At 63.5% G+C, this 18,453-nt stretch carries 20 protein-coding genes; 9 read left to right on the top strand and 11 right to left on the bottom strand.

What is annotated here, in order from left to right:
• The first annotated feature begins 59 nt into the window (after positions 1 to 59).
• The 3 genes from E3T47_RS04550 (at position 60) to E3T47_RS04540 (ending at position 3,730) form a co-directional block, all read left to right on the top strand.
• Positions 60 to 689, top strand: coding sequence for a TetR/AcrR family transcriptional regulator (locus E3T47_RS04550; protein WP_134554679.1), 630 nt, complete (start codon positions 60 to 62; stop codon positions 687 to 689).
• A gap of 114 nt (positions 690 to 803) precedes the next feature.
• The gene (locus E3T47_RS04545; protein WP_104192730.1) at positions 804 to 2,402 is read left to right on the top strand and encodes an ABC-F family ATP-binding cassette domain-containing protein; all 1,599 of its coding nucleotides are present in this window, start codon (positions 804 to 806) and stop codon (positions 2,400 to 2,402) included.
• A gap of 56 nt (positions 2,403 to 2,458) precedes the next feature.
• Entirely contained in the window at positions 2,459 to 3,730 is a 1,272-nt protein-coding gene (locus tag E3T47_RS04540) for a glycosyltransferase (protein WP_134554677.1), read from the top strand.
• A 12-nt stretch (positions 3,731 to 3,742) separates the two neighbouring features.
• On the opposite strand, the gene E3T47_RS04535 is transcribed toward E3T47_RS04540, so the two are convergent.
• Genes E3T47_RS04535 through E3T47_RS04525 form a run of 3 tightly spaced genes read right to left on the bottom strand, consistent with a single transcriptional unit; the run spans position 3,743 to position 5,150 of the window.
• Entirely contained in the window at positions 3,743 to 4,591 is an 849-nt protein-coding gene (locus E3T47_RS04535; protein ID WP_134554675.1) for an SURF1 family cytochrome oxidase biogenesis protein, read from the bottom strand.
• On the bottom strand, positions 4,588 to 4,827 hold the full coding sequence (locus E3T47_RS04530) for a hypothetical protein (protein ID WP_134555098.1): 240 nt from the start codon (positions 4,825 to 4,827) through the stop codon (positions 4,588 to 4,590). Before E3T47_RS04530 ends, E3T47_RS04535 begins: the two co-directional genes overlap by 4 nt.
• Before the next feature lie 29 nt (positions 4,828 to 4,856).
• Entirely contained in the window at positions 4,857 to 5,150 is a 294-nt protein-coding gene (locus E3T47_RS04525) for a DUF3099 domain-containing protein (protein ID WP_134554673.1), read from the bottom strand.
• A 166-nt stretch (positions 5,151 to 5,316) separates the two neighbouring features.
• Here E3T47_RS04525 and fabG point away from each other — a divergent pair, with 166 nt between their 5' ends.
• On the top strand, positions 5,317 to 6,027 hold the full coding sequence (gene fabG, locus E3T47_RS04520; RefSeq protein WP_134554671.1) for a 3-oxoacyl-ACP reductase FabG: 711 nt from the start codon (positions 5,317 to 5,319) through the stop codon (positions 6,025 to 6,027).
• A 31-nt stretch (positions 6,028 to 6,058) separates the two neighbouring features.
• Here fabG and serB read toward each other — a convergent pair whose 3' ends face one another.
• Together serB and E3T47_RS04510 are read right to left on the bottom strand one after the other, a co-directional pair.
• Positions 6,059 to 6,712: a phosphoserine phosphatase SerB gene (gene serB, locus E3T47_RS04515; protein WP_241981939.1), complete on the bottom strand. Its 654-nt coding sequence runs from the start codon at positions 6,710 to 6,712 to the stop codon at positions 6,059 to 6,061.
• Entirely contained in the window at positions 6,709 to 7,953 is a 1,245-nt protein-coding gene (locus E3T47_RS04510) for a glucose-1-phosphate adenylyltransferase (RefSeq protein ID WP_134554669.1), read from the bottom strand. Before E3T47_RS04510 ends, serB begins: the two co-directional genes overlap by 4 nt.
• A 79-nt stretch (positions 7,954 to 8,032) precedes the next feature.
• On the opposite strand from E3T47_RS04510, the gene glgA reads away from it, so the two are divergent.
• The 3 genes from glgA to E3T47_RS04495 all read left to right on the top strand — a co-directional run bounded on the left by glgA (position 8,033) and on the right by E3T47_RS04495 (position 10,506).
• The gene (glgA, locus tag E3T47_RS04505; protein WP_134554667.1) at positions 8,033 to 9,214 is read left to right on the top strand and encodes a glycogen synthase; all 1,182 of its coding nucleotides are present in this window, start codon (positions 8,033 to 8,035) and stop codon (positions 9,212 to 9,214) included.
• An 80-nt stretch (positions 9,215 to 9,294) separates the two neighbouring features.
• Positions 9,295 to 10,077 carry an ABC transporter ATP-binding protein gene (locus tag E3T47_RS04500; RefSeq protein WP_134554665.1) on the top strand — a complete coding sequence of 261 codons (783 nt, stop codon included), beginning with the start codon at positions 9,295 to 9,297 and terminating at the stop codon, positions 10,075 to 10,077.
• Between the two features lie 177 nt (positions 10,078 to 10,254).
• Entirely contained in the window at positions 10,255 to 10,506 is a 252-nt protein-coding gene (locus tag E3T47_RS04495) for a type B 50S ribosomal protein L31 (RefSeq protein WP_092107894.1), read from the top strand.
• A gap of 85 nt (positions 10,507 to 10,591) precedes the next feature.
• On the opposite strand, the gene E3T47_RS04490 is transcribed toward E3T47_RS04495, so the two are convergent.
• From E3T47_RS04490 to treS, 4 genes are all read right to left on the bottom strand, one after another.
• On the bottom strand, positions 10,592 to 11,278 hold the full coding sequence (locus E3T47_RS04490; protein ID WP_134554663.1) for an exonuclease domain-containing protein: 687 nt from the start codon (positions 11,276 to 11,278) through the stop codon (positions 10,592 to 10,594).
• Positions 11,279 to 11,351: 73 nt separating this feature from the next.
• Positions 11,352 to 12,065: a GAF and ANTAR domain-containing protein gene (locus tag E3T47_RS04485; protein ID WP_134554661.1), complete on the bottom strand. Its 714-nt coding sequence runs from the start codon at positions 12,063 to 12,065 to the stop codon at positions 11,352 to 11,354.
• Positions 12,066 to 12,171: 106 nt separating this feature from the next.
• The gene (locus tag E3T47_RS04480) at positions 12,172 to 12,759 is read right to left on the bottom strand and encodes a GAF and ANTAR domain-containing protein (RefSeq protein ID WP_241981938.1); all 588 of its coding nucleotides are present in this window, start codon (positions 12,757 to 12,759) and stop codon (positions 12,172 to 12,174) included.
• 215 nt (positions 12,760 to 12,974) lie between these two features.
• Positions 12,975 to 14,672 (bottom strand): maltose alpha-D-glucosyltransferase, encoded by a 1,698-nt coding sequence (gene treS / locus E3T47_RS04475; protein WP_134554657.1) that lies wholly within the window; start codon positions 14,670 to 14,672, stop codon positions 12,975 to 12,977.
• 116 nt (positions 14,673 to 14,788) lie between these two features.
• Here treS and E3T47_RS04470 point away from each other — a divergent pair, with 116 nt between their 5' ends.
• Positions 14,789 to 15,724, top strand: coding sequence for an alpha/beta fold hydrolase (locus tag E3T47_RS04470; protein WP_134554655.1), 936 nt, complete (start codon positions 14,789 to 14,791; stop codon positions 15,722 to 15,724).
• Entirely contained in the window at positions 15,721 to 16,815 is a 1,095-nt protein-coding gene (locus E3T47_RS04465) for a glycosyltransferase family 4 protein (RefSeq protein WP_134554653.1), read from the top strand. Before E3T47_RS04470 ends, E3T47_RS04465 begins: the two co-directional genes overlap by 4 nt.
• Positions 16,816 to 16,856: 41 nt before the next feature.
• Here the strand turns inward: E3T47_RS04465 and E3T47_RS04460 are convergent, their stop codons facing one another.
• Both E3T47_RS04460 and E3T47_RS04455 read right to left on the bottom strand, forming a co-directional pair.
• Positions 16,857 to 17,468, bottom strand: a complete 612-nt coding sequence (locus tag E3T47_RS04460) for a histidine phosphatase family protein (RefSeq protein WP_134554652.1) — start codon at positions 17,466 to 17,468, stop codon at positions 16,857 to 16,859.
• Positions 17,469 to 17,518: 50 nt separating this feature from the next.
• A complete protein-coding gene (locus tag E3T47_RS04455) occupies positions 17,519 to 18,442 on the bottom strand; it encodes an NAD-dependent protein deacetylase (RefSeq protein WP_134554650.1) in 924 nt (307 codons plus the stop codon).
• Positions 18,443 to 18,453 lie beyond the last annotated feature (11 nt).

The raw sequence follows: 18,453 nt of genomic DNA, 5'->3' as shown, positions 1-18,453 counted from the left end.
AGCGACCAAATATGGCGTTTAGTACATCGTTCCATTTAGTAGAACAGTATGCTAGTTACATGGATACAGTGGAGAGCGGGGCGGTGCGGCGGCGGGCGGCACAGGCAGCGAGCACGAGGGGGGAGATCGTCATGGCTGCTGGGCGGCTCATGCTAGAGCGCGGCTATGTGGGCACGTCGGTCGCGGCGATCGCGGGGGAGGCCGGTGTCGTTGTGCAAACGATCTACAACTCGGTGGGGTCGAAGGCTGAACTGCTCGCGGCGGTGCTCGACCGGGTCGCTGCGGAGCCGGGAGCACCGGCGCTGCTGTCGGGGGCGACCCGTGCACGCATTGCCGAGGCACGCACGGCGACGGAGGTCATCCGCATCCTGGCCCGGTCGAGCGCACTGGTGAACGAACGCACCTCCGGCATATTGCGCATCGTAAGCGAGGCGGCCGTCGTCGATCCTGATGTGGGAGAGTTCGAGCAGAAGCGCGACGCGGCCCGGTTGCACGGCTTTGGCGAGGTGGCGGCAGCCCTCCGGGAGAAGCGCGGCTTGCGGGGTGGGATCAGCGACCACGAAGCGGCGGCGACGATGTGGGCGCTGGCCCATCCGCACACGTATCGCACGCTCGTTCTGTCCTTGGGCTGGTCGACCGAGGCCTATCTCAACTGGCTGGAGAAGTCGCTGCTGGCCGCCCTGCTCTAGGCGTCGGGTAATCGTGTGCCAAGCACAGCCTGAAGGCAAATATACTAGTGAGTTGGATCGCTTTGGCCCATACACACTTCACACCCGTACAAACACCTCGAATGGACTATTGCTGTGCTCAACGTGCAAGATCTCGAAATCCGCGTTGGAGCCCGCGTGCTTATGGAGGGCGTCAACTTCCGCGTCGCGAGCGGCGACAAGATCGGCCTCGTCGGCCGCAACGGTGCCGGTAAGACCACGCTGACAAAGACGCTCGCTGGTGAGACGAACCCGACCAAGGGGTCGATCAGCCACTCGGGTGAAATCGGCTACCTGCCGCAGGACCCGCGCGCCGGCGATCCGACCATGCTCGCCCGCACTCGAATCCTCGATGCCCGCGGCCTCGGCACCATCGCCCTCGGAATGCACGAGTCCAGCCTTGCCATGGCCGACCCCGATCCCAAGATCAGCGCGGCCGCCATGAAGAAATACGGTCGACTGACCGACGAGTTCAACGGCTTGGGCGGCTATTCCGCCGAGGCCGAGGCGGCGTCGATCGCGAGTAACCTGAAGCTGCCCGACCACATCCTCGACCAGGCCCTGAGTACCCTGTCCGGTGGTCAGCGTCGCCGCATCGAACTAGCGCGTATCCTGTTTTCGGCTGCCGAAATGATGATTCTCGACGAGCCCACCAACCACCTCGACGCCGACTCGGTGGCGTGGCTGCGCGAGTTCGTCAAGAACTATAAGGGTGGCGTCATCATCATCAGCCACGACATCGAACTCGTCGGCGAAACGGTCAACCGGGTGTTCTACCTCGACGCCAACCGCATGATGATTGACATCTACAACATGAACTGGAAGAACTACCTGCTCCAGCGCACAGCGGATGCCGACCGTCGCAAGAAGGAACGCTCCAACGCAGAAAAAAAGGCTTCCACCCTGCAGCTGCAGGCCGCGAAGTTCGGTGCCAAAGCCAGCAAGGCCGCCGCCGCCCACCAGATGGTGGCCCGCGCCGAGAAGCTCCTCTCCGGGCTCGACGCCGTGCGTGCCGTGGAACGCGTCGCGAAACTACGCTTCCCCGAACCAGCTCCCTGTGGCCGCACACCGCTCATGGCCAAGGACCTGTCCAAGAGCTACGGTTCGCTTGAAATCTTCACCGCCGTCGACCTCGCCATCGACCGCGGGTCCAAGGTCGTCATCCTCGGCCTCAACGGCGCCGGAAAGACCACCCTGCTGCGCATGCTCGCCGGCGTGGACGAATCCGACACTGGATCGATCGAACCCGGCCACGGTCTGCGCATCGGCTACTACGCCCAGGAACACGAGACTATCGACGTCAAGCGTTCGGTTCTCGAAAACATGGTCTCGTCGTCGCCGAGCATCACCGAAATGGAAGCGCGCCGGGTGCTCGGATCGTTCCTGTTCACCGGCGACGACTCCAACAAGCCGGCCGGCGTGTTGTCCGGTGGCGAGAAGACCCGTCTCGCCCTGGCCATGATCGTCGTTTCCGGTGCCAACGTTTTGCTACTCGACGAGCCCACGAACAACCTCGACCCGGCCAGCCGCGAGGAGATCCTCGATGCCCTGGCGCACTACGCCGGTGCCGTTGTGCTCGTGAGCCACGATGAGGGCGCAGTGCAGGCCCTCAACCCGGAGCGCGTGCTGATCATGCCCGAGGGTACTGAAGATCACTGGAACAAGGATTACCTCGACCTCATCGAGCTCTCCTAACTGATTGTCTGATTCGGCGTTACCCCGCCGAATCGTCCGAGTCGAAGGAACCGTGCGTGCTGTCACTCGAAAAGTCACTGCGCATCGCCCTCGTCTGCCTGCACACATCGCCGGGCACAGATCCCGGTGCCGGTGACGCCGGCGGGATGAACGTCGTTGTGCGCCACCAGGCGGAGGGTCTCGCTGCCCTCGGCCACGAGGTCAGCATTCTGACCCGCCGCTCAGCGGTCGACCAACCAGCGTCGATGCAACTCGCTCCCGGTGTGACCCTTCACTTTCTTGACGCCGGTCCGGCAGCAGCCCTGCCGAAGGGCGAGCACGAGCAGTGGATCGACGAATTCTCGGCCCGGCTCGCCGCTTTCGAACCATTTGACATCGTGCACTCGCATCACTGGTTCTCCGGAATGGCGGCCCTACCGGTCGCCAGGCAGTGGGGCATTCCACACGTGCAGAGCTTTCACAGCATCGCTGCCGACGATTCGACGCCGCTTTCGGCCGGGGAACGGGCCGAATCACCGGGACGGATGGTCGGCGAGGCCAAGCTGGCCCGCGAATCGGATTCCCTCGTCGCAATCAGCGCAGCCGAGGCAGCGACGATCACGGGGCGTCTGGGCGGCCACGTCGACCGCACGGCCGTGGTTCTGCCCGGCGTCGATAGCGCCGCTTTCAGCCCGGCCAGACCGACTGGCCGAGCGGATGCAGGCAGCCTCGGTTATGTCCTCGTCGCCGCCCGACTTCAGCCCCTGAAAGGACTGGACCTGGCTATTGCCGCCGTCGCCGCCATACCGGCGGGCATCCGCCCGACCCTGGTGATCGCCGGGGCAGCATCGGCCGACCACAACGGCTACGTCGACGAGTTGCGCGAACTCGCCGATCGGGTCGGGCTTACCGAGCAGCTTCGGCTGGTCGGTGCGCGACCAAGGGACAACCTGGCCGGCCTGTTTCGTGGCGCGCGACTGGTGCTCGTTCCGTCCCATTCAGAAACATATGGTCTCGTCGCGCTCGAAGGCGCCGCGAGCGGCGTGCCGGTAATCGCCGCAGCATCCGGTGGCCTGCGTGAAGCCGTCGTCGACGGGGTGACCGGTTTGGTGCTGGAGTCGCGAGAGCCGCAGGTCTGGGCCGATGCGATCGCTGGCATCCTTACCGATGCGCAGCGCGCAGAACGGTTGTCCGTAGCGGCTCGGGCGCACGCGCTCCGCCTTGACTGGAACCGGTCGGCCGCGTCCCTGCTCACCGTCTACCGACGGGTGCTCACAACGGACACCCGCCGGCGCAAATCCAGCCTTGGTGAAACCGGCAGGCGACAGCACCGACGCGCCGTCGCCTGACGATTATCGCGACTAGTGCAGTTGTCGGTCGAGCAGTGAGTCTTCGATCTCCGCGTCGTTGCGCGGCTTCGCCGCGCGCTTGCGAGCCCGTTCGTCAGCGCGTTCGCGTTCCTCAGGGTGATTTGCATTCACGCTGCGGTACTCTTCCCGCACTGCCCAGCCCAGCCCGATGAACGCCAGCAGGCCGAACACGAACCATTGGAAGGCGTAGGACAGGTGAGGGCCCTCATCCCGGATCGGCTTGGCGACGGCAGTCGGACGCTTGTCCGTCGCGGTGGGGGTCTCCGTGTCCATCAGGCCGTACGCACCGGTGTACGTGGGTTGGTCGAGTCGCGCAGCAATGGTCGCGAGGTTGATGGTCGCGACCTGGTCGCCGCTGGCCGTGCGGCCCGGCAGATTCGGTTCGCTGGCTTTAAGGCGTGCGACGACGGTCACCGTTCCGCTCGGCGGCGCGGGCACGATGTCCGGGGCGTCCTGCTCCTGCCCGGTGGGCAGCCAGCCGCGGTCGACGATGAAGATCGTGCCGTTGGAGAGCAGCAGAGGAGTAAGCACCTCGAAGCCGGGATTGACGTTGAGCGGGCGGTTGCGCGCGAGCATCTCCTCGTCCGTGAGGTAAATCCCGGTCAGTTCCACCGGCAGCCATTTTTGGAATTCGTCGAAGGCGGTCAGCTCGGGGAGCGCGTCGGCGATCGCGACCGGGTCAGAGTCGAAGTTGGAATCGATTTTATACAGCTCGGTGAGCGCTTCATCGCGCCGCGCCAGCTGCCAGACCCCCAGGCCGGAACAGACCGCAGCGAAAAGAATGGTGAGTGCCAGGTATCCCGCCCAGCGGCGGCTGAACGCGAACTTCCAACCCGTCATCGGGACGTTCCGCTCGGATCCGGTGCGGCGTCCAGCGGACTCACCGTGAGGGGAAAGTCACGAGCGGCCAGAAATTCGCGCAGGTAGTCGACGTGGTCGTCGCAGGCCAGCCACGTCTTGACCCGGTCGACAGAGTGGATGCGCGGATTGCGCCAATCCAGCCGCCAAGTAGCTGCATCCCGGCAGTCGGCTCGTGAGCAGGTCGTCGATTGCAGGGGAGCGCCGAGCCCAATCACCGGACCGGTGGCAGCGTCCTGCCGAGCAATCACTTGACCTCATCGTCGGCGTTGCGGACGTCAGGCCGGGCATAGATCTCAACGCTGCCCGGCCGCAGGACTTCGGCTCCGCGGGGTGCGATCTTCACGTTGGCGACGACGACGGCGAAGTACGGCAGGGCGATCGCACCGATGGCACACAACACGAGCCACCAGCCCTGCACGAACAGCATGAGCACAATGCAGATGATACGCACGCCCATTGCAATCGAGTACTTGATCATCCGGTTGCGTCGTTCGACCTCCGGGGAGGCTGGGAGCGAGGTGATCGACTGCTGCTTCATAGGTCCATCGGGTCCGTGAGTGGGTGAGGGAATGGGGGAGATTCCGCTTCCATAAGCCTACGTCTGCACGGAGCGTTTGTTACACGCCTTAAACTTGAATCTGCCGGGTATTTCGTTGAGCCCGCCCCGAACCTCGCTTCCCAGCAATCCACAGAACAGGAACTCCATGACAACGGCTCGAACAGTGCTCGTCACCGGCGGAAACCGCGGCATCGGCTTTGCCATCGCAGAGGACTTCCTCGCCGAGGGTCACCGCGTCGCCGTGATCTCGCGGTCCGGCCATGGGCCGTCCGGAAGCCTGACCGTGCGTGCCGACATGACCGATGCCGCATCGATCGACGCGGCATTCACCGAAATCGAGGCGACCTATGGTCCGGTCGAGGTCGTCGTCGCCAACGCCGGGATCACCCGCGACACCCTGCTTATGCGCATGTCCGAAGATGACTTCACGTCGGTGATCGACACGAACCTGAGCGGCGCCTTCCGGGTCGTCAAGCGTGCCAGCAAGGGCATGCTCAAGGCGCGATTCGGGCGCATCGTGCTCATTTCCAGCGTCGTGGGGCTCTACGGCTCTGCCGGGCAGGTGAACTACTCGGCGTCCAAGAGCGGCCTGATCGGCCTGGCTCGTTCGGTCACCCGCGAGCTTGGCGCCCGCGGTATCACCGCCAACGTCGTCGCTCCCGGCTTCATCGAAACGGACATGACGGCGGCCCTACCCGAGGCGCAGCAGGCGGACTACAAGCGCAGTATCCCGGCCGGCCGATTCGCCACTCCCTCGGAAGTCGCTCGTGTCGTCTCCTGGCTCGCCGGCGATGACGCTGCCTACATTTCGGGTGCAGTGATTCCGGTCGACGGCGGTCTCGGCATGGGCCACTAGACCGTCGGAGCTAGGCGGCACGGCTGCCGTCTCAGCCGCGCAGGCCGAGCAGCGGCAGGACCTGACTGAGATTGCAGTGGTCGATCACCAGGTCGGCCTCGCGCTTCACCCTCGGCTTGGCGTTGAACGCGACGGCTAGGCCGGCCGCGTCCATCATGCGCAGGTCGTTGGCGCCGTCGCCGACCGCGATCGTCTGCGACAGGGCTATCCCGCGGTTGGCGGACCATTCACGCAGCGCTATCGCCTTCGCCTCGGCGTCGATGATCGGTCCGAGAACCCGCCCGGTCAGGCGGCCGGCTTCCACTTCGAGCCGGTTGGCCCGCCAATGGTCGAGACCCAGCTCAGCCGCGAGTGGATCGAGGAGTTCGTGAAAGCCACCGGACACTACTCCGACGATGCCGCCACCGGCATGAATGCCGGCAATCAGCTCGGGAACCCCCTCAGTCAGGCGGATGCGCCGCCCCACCTCGGCGAAGACCGTTTCCGGTAGTCCGACCAGGGTCGACACCCGCTCGCGCAGGCTTTCAGCAAAGTCCAGTTCGCCACGCATGGCGCGTTCGGTGATGTCGGCGACGAGTTCACGTGAGCTGGCGACATCCGCCAGAAGCTCGATCACTTCGTCCTGGATCAGGGTAGAGTCGGCGTCGAGCACGACCAGGAAACGTGGTGCGGTAGTAAGGATCACGGAGTGACAAGCACGCCCTTGCCCACCACGGTAATGCCGGATTCGGTCACACTGAAGCCGCGTGCGAGGTCGCGATCTCGATCCACGCCGATCGTGGCGCCGGCCTCGACGATCACTTCCTTGTCGAGAATGGCGCGCCGCACGATGGCGCCCGCCCGGATCTGCACCCGGTCGAACACGATCGAGTCGACGACCTCGCAGGCGGAGCTGATCGACGTCCACGGGCCGAGCACGCTGCGCTCGATGTGAGCGCCGGAAATGACGCAGCCCAGCGAGACGATCGAATCGATCATGGTTCCGAGCGCGCCACGGCCGTCGCGCACAAACTTCGCCGGGGGTGAGTTCAACTGCATGCTGAAGATTGGCCATTTCTGGTTGTACAGGTTGAACACCGGAAGCGCGGAAATGAGGTCCTGGTGCGCTTCGAAGAACGAATCGATCGTTCCCACATCGCGCCAATAATACTTGTCGCGGTCGGTCGACCCGGGCACTTCGTTGCGCTGCAGGTCGTACACGCCCGCGTCGCCGCGGGAAACGAAGTCGGGAATGATGTCGCCACCCATATCGTGGCTCGAATCGGTTCGCTCTCCATCGCGCAGTACCGCTTCGATCAGGGCGTCGGTGTTGAAGACATAGTTGCCCATCGAGGCGAACACTTCATGCGGGGCGTCGGCGAGTCCGACGGCATCCTTGGGCTTCTCCCGAAAATTGGAGATGCGATCGGGGGTGTCGGCATCCACTTCGATGACGCCGAACTGGTCGGCCAGGCCGATGGGCTGGCGAATCGCCGCGATGGTCGCCGCGAGGCCCGATGCGATGTGGGCGTCAATCATCTGGCTGAAGTCCATGCGGTAGACGTGGTCAGCGCCGACCACGACGACAATATCGGGTTTTTCGTCGTGAATGAGGTTCAGGCTTTGCAGAATCGCGTCGGCCGAACCACTGAACCAGCGCTTCCCGAGGCGCTGCTGGGCGGGCACCGAGGCGATGTAGGAGTTGAACAGTCCCCCGGAGACATGCCAGGTCTGGGAGACATGGCGGTCCAGGCTGTGCGACTTGTACTGTGTCAGCACGACGATCTGGGTGACGCCCGAATTAATAAGGTTGGACAAAGCGAAGTCCACCAGGCGGTAGTGCCCGCCGAAGGGGACCGCGGGCTTGGCGCGGTCCTCGGTCAGCGGCATCAGCCGTTTTCCCTCGCCACCGGCGAGGACAATTCCAAAGATCTTCTTGGCCTTCATGTGTCCACAGTAGGGGCAACTGGGCGACACGACTAGCACGTGGGATGTGCGTCCGGTCGGGCTGCGCTACCTTTGCTGCATGCGAGTGGATCTGATGACCAAGGAATACCCCCCGGAGATCTATGGGGGAGCGGGCGTTCACGTCGCGGAGCTTGTGCGAGCTCTCCGCGAAGATATTGACGTCTCGGTGCGGTGCTTTGGCGCGCCGCGCTCCGATGTCGACACATTTGCCTACGCGGTGCCCGCGCAACTGGCCGACGCCAATGCTACCCTGGGCACGCTGGGCGTCGACCTGCAAATGGCACAGGACGCCGATGGTGCCGATTTGGTGCACTCGCATACCTGGTACGCCAATGCAGCCGGCCACCTTGCAAAGATGCTGCACGGCGTTCCACACGTTGTGACAGCGCACAGTCTCGAACCCCTGCGTCCGTGGAAGGCCGAGCAGCTCGGCGGCGGCTATCGCGTCTCGAGCTGGATCGAGAAAACGGCCTTTGAGGCAGCGGATGCCGTCATTGCCGTCAGCGACGGCATGCGTCGCGACATCCTACGCAGCTACCCGGCACTAGACGAGAGCCGGGTACACACGGTGTACAATGGCATCGACCTCGACCGTTGGAAGCCCCGACTCGACGCCGAGTTCGTGCGCGGGCTGGGAATCGACCCCGACAGGCCGTCTGTTGTCTTTGTCGGTCGGATCACACGGCAAAAGGGCCTGCCCTACCTGCTGCGGGCCGCAGCGTTGCTTCCACCCGAGGTGCAGCTCGTGTTGTGCGCCGGCGCGCCCGACACTCCCGGCATCCTGGCTGAAGTCAGCGCGGGCGTCGAGGCCCTGCAACGAGAACGGTCCGGAGTCGTGTGGATCAACCGGCTTCTCGCTCAGCCCGAGCTCGCTGCGGTGCTGACCCACGGAACGGTCTTCGTCTGCCCCTCCATCTACGAACCCCTCGGAATCGTCAACCTCGAGGCCATGGCCTGTGGCCTGGCTGTTGTGGGCACGGCTACCGGAGGGATTCCCGAGGTCGTCGTCGATGGTCTCACCGGGCGCCTGGTGCCGATCGAACAACTCACCGACGGTACGGGCACGCCGCTGCACCCCGAGCAGTTCGTGGCCGACCTGGCCCGCATTCTCACCGACGTGGTGAGCGATCCGGCTCGCGCAGCCGACATGGGGCGCGCCGGTCGTCTGCGGGCGGAGCACGAGTTTGGTTGGAGTCAGATTGCCACTCGCACGCGCGAGATCTACGCATCCCTGCTTTGAGTGACTAGCGAGTACGCCGAGCCTGCCGCAGCGGCGGCCCGGCGTATTTCAGCACCGGCCCCGTTCGATAACATGGCTGTATGGTCAACGTTCTGCATTTCACCGACGTCTCCGTCGTCCGGGGTGGCACTGCCATCCTCGACTCAGTGAACTGGAGCGTCGATGACGACCAACGATGGGTCATCCTCGGCCCGAACGGCGCCGGCAAAACCACCCTGCTGCAGATCGCTGCCGCGTTCATGCACCCGTCGACCGGTCAGGCCGAGGTACTCGACGAGACGCTCGGCGGAACCGATGTCTTTGAATTGCGACCGCGGATCGGATTCGCCTCGACCGCCATGGCCCGGAAGGTGCCGGGAAACGAGAAGATCCTCGACGTCGTCATGACGGCCGCGTATTCGGTCACCGGTCGGTGGAACGAAGAATATGAGGCCATTGACGAACGCCGCGCCCAGCGCGTGCTCCAGGAATGGAACCTCGACCACCTCGCCGACCGCAAGTTCGGCACCCTCAGTGACGGCGAGCAGAAACGCGTGCAGATCGCCCGGTCGGTCATGACCGACCCGGAGATTCTGTTGCTCGACGAGCCCGCTGCGAGCCTCGACCTCGGCGCTCGGGAATCGCTTCTGCAGCTGCTCAGCGGTTTCGCGCAGGAGCCCAATTCACCCGCGATCATCATGGTCACCCACCATGTCGAGGAGATTCCGCTCGGATTCACCCACGTGCTGCTGCTGTCGGGCGGCCAGGTCGTCTCCGCCGGACCGATCGGTGAGGCACTCACCGCCGAGGCCCTCAGTGAGACCTTCGGCCTGCACATCGAACTCACCGAGACTGACGGTCGTTATTCGGCACGCGCTTTCTGAATGCACCATTCGTAGAGCGTGGCCTGCTGCTATGGCGATTTCTGCTAAAGTGAGGGGCTGGCCATCTGGCCACCCTGCCTGCCTTCGTTTCTGTTGCACGGCGAGCGGGGCCCAATAATCGAACAGCACTGTGACCAGTTACAAGTCTGTTCACCAGAAGTGCAAAAGGAAATTTTCATGAAGTCTGACATTCATCCCGAGTACGCTGCCGTCGTTTTCCGGGATCTCGCCTCCGGCGCGACCTTCCTGACTCGTTCGACGGTCTCCAGCAAGAAGACCATCGAATGGGAAGACGGAACCACGTACCCCGTCATCGACGTGGAAATCTCCTCCGAGTCGCACCCGTTCTACACGGGCAAGCAGCGCATCATGGACTCCGCCGGCCGCGTCGAGAAGTTCAACTCGCGTTACAAAGGCTTCGGCAAATAGCACTGGATTTTCAGTACAAAAAAGCGACCAGCTCAGGCTGGTCGCTTTTTTCGTGTAAACGCGCGCTAATCAGCTCCGCGCGACTTTATCGCTGGGGCCAGGCGGTGTCGGCCAAGAATTCGGGATCGCGGCCGCGGCGCATATAATCCTGAAAACTTTCCGCCTGCTGGCGGTACCATCCAACCTGCAGCGCATGCATCTCGTCAAGAGTGGAGGGAAGGGCACCTTCGTGCGCGCGGTGAATCGCCTGGGCGACACGTCCCGCCGCGATCGCGTCGGCCCCGGCATCATGCGCGTCGTCGAGTGTTACGCCGTAGAACGCGCTCGTGACCTCCAGGGTGCGCTTTCCTTTGCGATATTTGTCGACGGCCTTATCGATGACCAGAGGATCGACAACCGGGCTGGGAGAGACCAGGGGCGCAACGCCATAGCGCAGAGCCTCACGGTCGAGCAGGGTGAGGTCATAGGGGGCGTTGTAGGCCACGATGGGCAGACCATCGGTCAGATGCCCGCGCAGGGCCGTGACGATCTCGGCAACAGCCTCCGACGCGATGCGACCGTGCTCCACGGCATGCTCCGTGGTGATGCCGTGCACGTTGGTAGCACCAGCCGGAATATCGACGCCCGGATCGATCAGCCAATCGATGCGTTCAACGGCCGTGCCGCTCGCGTCGAGAACGGCGACGGTGGCCGACACAATGCGGCAGGTTTCCACGTCGATGCCGGTGGTTTCAAGGTCGAATACGGCGAGGCGATCGCTCCAGGTGCTCATGCTTCCACCCTAGGGGCGCCCACCGACACGCTTTTGCACCCCCTGGCCAGCCAGCTACAGGTTCAACTGGCAGTCAGAGCGTGATCCGCCGGTTGATGATGTCTTCTGCGCTCTCGTGCATGGTGTGGTTCTTCGCCCGGGCATCCGCTCGCAGTCTTTTGAAGGCTTCGTCCATGCTGACGGTACTGACCTGGGCGATGACCCCCTTCGCTTGCTCGATCAGGATGCGGCTGTTCAGCGCCCGCTGCAACTGCTCGTTGACGACGGCGTCTTCGTGCGCGGTGCGCTCCTGCAGGATGCTGATCGTCGCGACATCGGCCAGGGCCTGCCCGATCGCTGCGTCTTCGGGGGTGACGTCGCCCGTCTTGGTGCGGAACAGATTGAGCGCCCCGATCGCCCGATGGCGCACCCGCATCGGGATAGCGTGCACCGAGTGAAAGCCCTGCGAGAGCGCGGCCGCCTTGAAGTCGGGGTAGATATCTCCGGACGAGGCGATATCACCCATCGTGACGACCTTGCCGGTGCGGTAGCAGTCGACACAGGGACCGGCACCGGCCTGCTGCTGCAGGACCTCGACCAGGTAGCTTTCTTCGCTGGTGGACGCGACCACCTGGAGTTCTCCGCTGGGATCGGCCAGCAAGAGGCCGGCCGCGGTTGCATCGAGTAAATGCACGCACTCCTCGACCAGGGTATGCAGAACGTCGAGAACGTCGTACTCGCCTACGAGAGTGTCCGTCAACTTCACAAAAGCGGCGCTCACCAGTGAGGCGCGAGTCATCGTGACCATGATTAATTCTAAGACATTTCCTGATATTCCGTCAGTTTGGATCGAACACGTCGGCATCGAACACATCAACATCAAGCACGTTCGTCGGGAGCTGGTTTCCGTCCATTTAATCTACCGGGCTGAACTCCAGACGCCTGGCAACCACGTCACCGGCAATTGCGCGCACTGTCTTACCGTGGGAGAAGGCGTGCGCACGAAGCACGAGCAGGGCATCCGTTGGCGTCACGTTCATCTGCACCAGGACCATGCCGGTCGCCTGGTGAATCTCCCGCCTTGACAGCGGCGATGCCGTTGGCGTCACGGCTTCGCTGGCTGCTTCCTGCACGCGCAACAGGCGGTCGAGCAGGTTCCAGGCCGTCTCATTGGCCAGTACCAGGGCCTTCGCCTGGTCGGTGCGATCCAGCACCCCGGGCGTTCTGCTGTACAACTCGACTATTCCGACATCGAGCGCGCCGAGAGTAAGGGGGAACACGTAGAGGGCTTCGACGGCGGTGTCCATCAGCGCCGTGTGAAAAACCGGCCAAAGCGGATGCGCAACCTCGCGTATCCGAGGTTCCAGCACGGGACGCCGTGTGCGAGCAGCTTCCCATCGAGGGCCCTCGCCGAGATCGAACTGCAGTTCATCAAGGCGAGCGGCCAGGCCGTCGGTGGCACAAACGACCGTTTCCGGAACGGTGCCACCGAAAACTGACATCGCGGCACCATCTACGGGAAGTGCGACGAGAAAATGGGCGCATAAGGCCGTGTCTTCGACTCCACCCTCTGTGCTCGACCCTTCAGCCACGATCGACCGGCCTCCAGACCCTGGGCGATTGCTTGCTCAGCCCAAGAATACGTCGTTCGAGCGACCACGACAATGAAAGTTCATGCCAAATTTGTTTGAAAGCCCCCCGGCGGTCAGAACAGATGTCAACCGCAATGCAGCCAGTAAAAACTTTGGGCGCCGAGTGTGAGGGTGAGGGTACCCTTATCATCGAAACTGGGAAAGACAGCACCGCCGAACAGGTCGTACAGCCGGGTTCCGGCCATGTCGACATCGTCGATGGTGAACGCGACCGGATTGTGCGAAAAGCTGAAGACGCAGATCACGGTTTCCGGCTGGTCGCCGAACATGGAACCAGAGCCGGCATAGCTGCGGGTGAACACGAGCACCGATTCGTGGTTGGTCTTGAGCACGCGGATCGTACCCAGTCCGAAGGTTGGATGTGCCTTGCGCACGTGGATCACATTGCGAATCCAGTGCAGGAGCGAACCGGACTGCGCGAGTTGCGATTCCACATTGGTCTGTGTGAAATTGTAGACAAGGGACTGCACGACCGGCAGAAAGAGCTTGCCGGGGTCGGCATCGGAGAAGCCGGCATTTCGGTCCGGCGTCCACTGCATCGGTGTGCGGGAACTGTCACGGTCGGGCAGCCAGATATTGTCACCCATGCCGATCTCATCGCCGTAGTACAGGAACGGGCTCCCCGGCAAGGCAAAGAGCAGGGCGTGGGCTAGTTCCAACTCAGCCCGGGAATTGTCCAGCAACGGGGCCAGCCGCCGGCGTATGCCGATATTGGCGCGCATTCGTGGGTCGTAGGCGTACCAGCCATACATGGCTTGCCGGTACTCCTCACTGACCATCTCCAGGGTGAGCTCATCGTGGTTACGGAGGAACACGCCCCAGCCGGCGCCGTCGGGAATGTCGGTCGTTTCGGAGAGCACCCGTACCAGCTCGTTTGCTTGCTGTGAGCGCAGGGAATAGAAGATGCGAGGCATAACGGGAAAATCGAATGCCATGTGGCATTCCGGTTCGTCCTCGGTGCCGAAGAACGCGGCCACTTCCCGCGGCCACTGGTTGGCTTCGGCGATCATGACCCGGCCGGGATAGTCTCGGTCGACCATGGCACGCAGACGCTTGACGAACTCGTGGGTCGGCGGCTCGCCCTCGCCGTTGCCCTCTTCGGACTCGAACAGGTAGGGGATCGCGTCCAGCCGAAACCCGTCGACGCCAACGTCGAGCCAGAAGCGCACAACATCGAAGATCGCCTCCTCGACGGCCGGGTTCTCAAAGTTGAGGTCGGGCTGGTGTGAGAAGAACCGGTGAAAGAAGAACTGTCGACGCACCGGGTCGAAGGCCCAGTTCGATTCTTCGGTGTCGGTGAATATGATGCGAATGTTCGGATACCGCTCGTCGGTGTCGCTCCAGACATAGAAGTCTCCGTAGGGACCATCGGGGTCCTCACGGGACTGCTGGAACCATTCGTGCTGGTCCGAGGTGTGATTCAGCGGAAAATCGATCACTATGCGCATATTCCGTTCGTGCGCTTTGGTCACGAGATCCTTAAATTCCTCCAGAGTGCCGAATTCCGGCAGGATTGTGCGGTAGTCAGCGACGTCATAGCCGCCGTCCTTGAGCGGAGAGTTGAAGAACGGCGGAATCCATAGGGCGTCGATTCCGAGCCACTGCAGGTAGTCGAGTTTTGACACCAGGCCAGCCAGGTCGCCGGAGCCGTCGGCATTGCTGTCGACAAAGGACCGCACCATGACCTCATAGAAGACGGCGCGGCGATACCACCGCGGGTCGAGGGCCAAACCGGGCAGCTGAATGGGTGCGGTAAAGCTCACGGCTTTCCTTCCGTCCCCGCGAAGGGCTCGATCGATGCAGATGCTGGCTAGAGTCTAGATCGACCACCCCGGTGCACGTCCAGCCTTGTGTAAGTCTCGCGCCTAAACTAAGGGCGATGATCGTTTCTTCTCCCTACGACAAGCTGCTGCAAAGCCTCCCGGTGCGTGAGCTCACCGCATCCGTTCCTGGCACCGACCGACAGCGCAGTGACGCGCGGTACTGGGAGTACGGCGATCCCACCGCAGCCACCACGTTAGTTCTGGTGCACGGTTTTCGTGGCGACCACCACGGCCTGCAGTTGGTTGTGGCCGAGCTGCTCGGCGGCGACACGAATACACCCGACCTGCATATCGTCGCACCAGACCTGCCCGGTTTTGGCCAGTCAGCTCCTTTCCACGCGGGCGCGCATTCCCTGGCCGGATATGCCCTCTGGCTCCAGGAATTTCTCCGCGTGCTGGCCCCGACCGGCCGTGTGGCCGTGTTGGGCCATTCCTTTGGGTCGATCGTGGTCGCTGCGGCCGTCGCCGACGGGCTGGCGGTTGACGAAGTCATTCTGGTCAATCCGATCGCGGCGCCGGCTTTGTCCGGGCCGCGCGGTGTGCTGACCCGACTGGCCGTGTTCTACTACTGGGCCGCTGCGACCCTGCCCGAACGCTGGGGCTACGCGCTGCTGCAGAACCGTGCCATCGTACGCATCATGAGTGTGAGCATGGCCAAGACCCGCGATTCGCACCTGCGCCGCTGGATTCACAACCAGCATGACCGGTACTTCAGTGCCTTCGCCAACCGCCGGGTCGTGATGGAGGCATTCACCGCCTCGGTCAGCCACGATGTGAGCGAGTTCGCGGCACAGATTCGGCAGCCCACGCTGCTGATCGCCGCCGACAAAGATGACATCACACCACTCGCTGCGCAGCATCGGTTGACGACCTTGTTTTCGAACGCCACGTTGCGGGTCATCGAGAACGTCGGCCATCTCATCCATTACGAAAAGCCGAAAGCAGCCGCCGCGTTCATTCGGGACTTCCTCGCCGGGGAGCGTGCGCTGTGAGAATTGTCGTCGACTGTCGCTACGTGCGCCCCGATCAGCATGACGGCATCAGCCGATACACGGCGGGACTGGTCACCGAATTGGGCCGCCTGCATCCGCTCATAATGCTGATCAGTGACCATCGCCAGCTCGCGATGCTTCCGGCCTTGCCCTGGCAGCTGGTGCGCGCACCGACCAGCCTGTACGAACCGCTCGTCGCCCTGTCGGTCAACCGTCTGAAACCCGATGTCGTGTTCAGCCCGATGCAGACGATGGGCTCCTGGGGCCGCAAATACCGGCTGTTCCTGACCGTGCATGACCTGATTTACTACCGCAATCGCACGCCGCCGCGCGATCTCTCCCCGCTTATCCGGCTGCTCTGGCGGGCCTACCACCTCTCCTGGTGGCCACAGCGGATGCTACTGAACGGCGCCGACGGCATCGTTACGGTTTCCGAGACCACGCGTTCACTGATCAGAGAGCACCACCTCACCCGGCGTCCGGTCGCCGTGGTGCCGAACGCCGCCGACGCCGTACCGGGCATCCCCAGCCACCGGAGCATTCCGGAGACCACTCGGTTGGTTTACATGGGGTCTTTCATGCCGTACAAGAACCTCGACACGCTGATTCTGGCACTGGCCGACCTGTCTGAATACGAACTGCACCTGCTCAGTAAAGTGTCAGCGACCGAACGGGCCCGCCTCAGCCGGCTGGCGCCGCAGGCCCGTCTCGTCTTCCACGACGGGGTCACCGACGAGCAGTACCACCGCCTGTTGCGTTCGGCGACCGCTCTCGTGACCGCATCGCTCGATGAGGGCTTTGGAATTCCCCTGGTCGAGGCGATGAGCCTCGGCATTCCAGTCGTCGTCAGTGATATTCAAATCTTTCGTGAGATCGGCGGCGACGCGGCCCTGTACTTTGACCCGCATGATGCTGATTCCATCGCTGCAATGGTTCGACGACTGGAGGCTCCGGGGGAGTGGGCGGCTCGGTCGGCTCGGTCGATGGCCCAGGCCGCACGCTTCAGCTGGGCGGCATCGGCCCGCACGCTGCTCGGGGTGCTGGAGAGCACCACGCCGCTTCGTAGGAGCGCCGATGCCCGACCTCATTGATCTGCTGTTCCGGGCCCGTGTTTAGCACATAGGCCCAGGGATCAGAGCACGGGAGACGGGGAGGGCCCGCCGCGATCGCCGGGCAACCGCATCGTCGCGTCGAAATGCGTCAGCAGGAGCTGGTCGTTCTCCCAACGAAAATCGTGCACAGATCCGTTGGCGATGAATTCACCGTGCCTCGGCCGCTCGCCGTCTGTAGCGTGACGCAGCAACGTTCCGATAATTCCGCCGTGGCTGAGCACCAGTACGCGCTGGCCTGCTCTCCCGGCCGCGAGCGTCGCCAGGGCTGCCAGCACCCGATCCACGACATCACCCCGGGTTTCCAACCCGGGAACAGCGACACCGTCGGGAAAGCGAGCCTGGCGCTCAACGAAGGTGAGCCCCTCGATGGCGCCGTGGTGACGTTCGGTGAGCGCGGGAACAATCTGGGGTTCGTTTAGATCGAGTTCTGCGGCGATGATGCGGGCTGATTCCGCGGCGCGGAGCAGCGGACTGGACACGATGGTATCCCAGCCGCGACCCTGCAGCCGCGCCGCGGCGGCAACGGCCTCGGCGCGCCCCGTCGCGTTGAGGGGAATATCCGTTCTCCCCTGGATGCGGTGGTGCAGGTTCCAGTCCGTTTGGCCATGACGAACGATCGAAAACGTGGTCATGGGGAGATGATCAGATGCCTGGGTGTTTGGCCGGATAACGGGCAACGCGGTCAGCCCAGCAGCCGGGTGGTCAGGGCAGCGAGGGTTTCGGAAGTCCCGGCCTCGAGCTTGTGCAGGGCCCGCCCGTCACCTTTCGTCGCGCCGCGGTTGATGACGATGATGGGAAGCTTGCGTCGGCGTGCCTGTTCCACCAGACGGATACCAGAATTCACGGCCAGCGAAGACCCGGCCACGATGAGGGCGTCCGCTCCCTGAATCAAAGCGGATGCCTCCAAGAACGTTTCCGTCGGAACGAGCTCACCGAAGAACACGACATTCGGCTTGAGCATGCCGCCGCAGACCGTACAGGCCGGTACCACGAAGTCATCGATGTTCCCCACGTCGGCGTCGCCGTCGGGAGCGATGCGAATACTCTCCGGGTCCCGTAGAACCGGGTTGTCGTTTTCGAGCCGGGCCGCAATGCTGTCGCGACCGAAGGCCTGGCCACAGGCCAGGCAGATTACCCGGTCGAGGGAACCGTGCAACTCGACCACGTGGCGTGACCCCGCCCGGGTGTGCAGGCCGTCGACGTTCTGGGTGATGACCCCGGCAATGGCACCGGCGCTTTCCAGTTGCGCGAGCGAGCGGTGGCCGAGGTTGGGTTCGGCCTGGTGAAAGACCCGCCAGCCCAGGTGACTGCCGGCCCAGTACCGTTTGCGTGATCGTTCATCGGCGACGAAGGTTTGAAACGTCATCGGCGTGCGCGTCGGCGCACCCTCGCCGCGATAGTCCGGAATGCCGGAATCAGTGCTGAGGCCGGCACCGGTGAGCACCGCGGCACGTTTATCGCGTAACAGGGTGGCGACAGCATCCACTTCCCGCTCGGAATCGAGGGCGACCGCAGAGGCGAGCGCGTCGGCGGTATCGGGAGCGTAGGCGGGCTCGAGCGCGTCGACCAGTACCGTGTCGCGGTGCGGAGCCGAGTCGGCAGTCATCGGCGCTCCTT

This window comes from Cryobacterium ruanii (genome assembly GCF_004404055.1).
Lineage (GTDB): Bacteria > Actinomycetota > Actinomycetes > Actinomycetales > Microbacteriaceae > Cryobacterium > Cryobacterium ruanii.
Note: the sequence above shows the minus strand (reverse complement) of the source record. Positions and strands in the feature narration are given on the sequence as shown.

Coding starts and splice junctions, on each gene's coding strand:
- E3T47_RS04500 (WP_134554665.1), top strand. CDS start 9,295: ATGGTCAACGTTCTGCATTTCACCGACGTCTCCGTCGTCCGGGGTGGC.
- E3T47_RS04470 (WP_134554655.1), top strand. CDS start 14,789: ATGATCGTTTCTTCTCCCTACGACAAGCTGCTGCAAAGCCTCCCGGTG.
- E3T47_RS04490 (WP_134554663.1), bottom strand. CDS start 11,278: ATGAGCACCTGGAGCGATCGCCTCGCCGTATTCGACCTTGAAACCACC.
- fabG (WP_134554671.1), top strand. CDS start 5,317: ATGACAACGGCTCGAACAGTGCTCGTCACCGGCGGAAACCGCGGCATC.
- E3T47_RS04485 (WP_134554661.1), bottom strand. CDS start 12,065: ATGGTCACGATGACTCGCGCCTCACTGGTGAGCGCCGCTTTTGTGAAG.
- E3T47_RS04460 (WP_134554652.1), bottom strand. CDS start 17,468: ATGACCACGTTTTCGATCGTTCGTCATGGCCAAACGGACTGGAACCTG.
- E3T47_RS04550 (WP_134554679.1), top strand. CDS start 60: ATGGATACAGTGGAGAGCGGGGCGGTGCGGCGGCGGGCGGCACAGGCA.
- E3T47_RS04495 (WP_092107894.1), top strand. CDS start 10,255: ATGAAGTCTGACATTCATCCCGAGTACGCTGCCGTCGTTTTCCGGGAT.
- E3T47_RS04510 (WP_134554669.1), bottom strand. CDS start 7,953: ATGAAGGCCAAGAAGATCTTTGGAATTGTCCTCGCCGGTGGCGAGGGA.
- E3T47_RS04455 (WP_134554650.1), bottom strand. CDS start 18,442: ATGACTGCCGACTCGGCTCCGCACCGCGACACGGTACTGGTCGACGCG.
- E3T47_RS04535 (WP_134554675.1), bottom strand. CDS start 4,591: ATGACGGGTTGGAAGTTCGCGTTCAGCCGCCGCTGGGCGGGATACCTG.
- E3T47_RS04480 (WP_241981938.1), bottom strand. CDS start 12,759: ATGTCAGTTTTCGGTGGCACCGTTCCGGAAACGGTCGTTTGTGCCACC.
- E3T47_RS04525 (WP_134554673.1), bottom strand. CDS start 5,150: ATGAAGCAGCAGTCGATCACCTCGCTCCCAGCCTCCCCGGAGGTCGAA.
- glgA (WP_134554667.1), top strand. CDS start 8,033: ATGCGAGTGGATCTGATGACCAAGGAATACCCCCCGGAGATCTATGGG.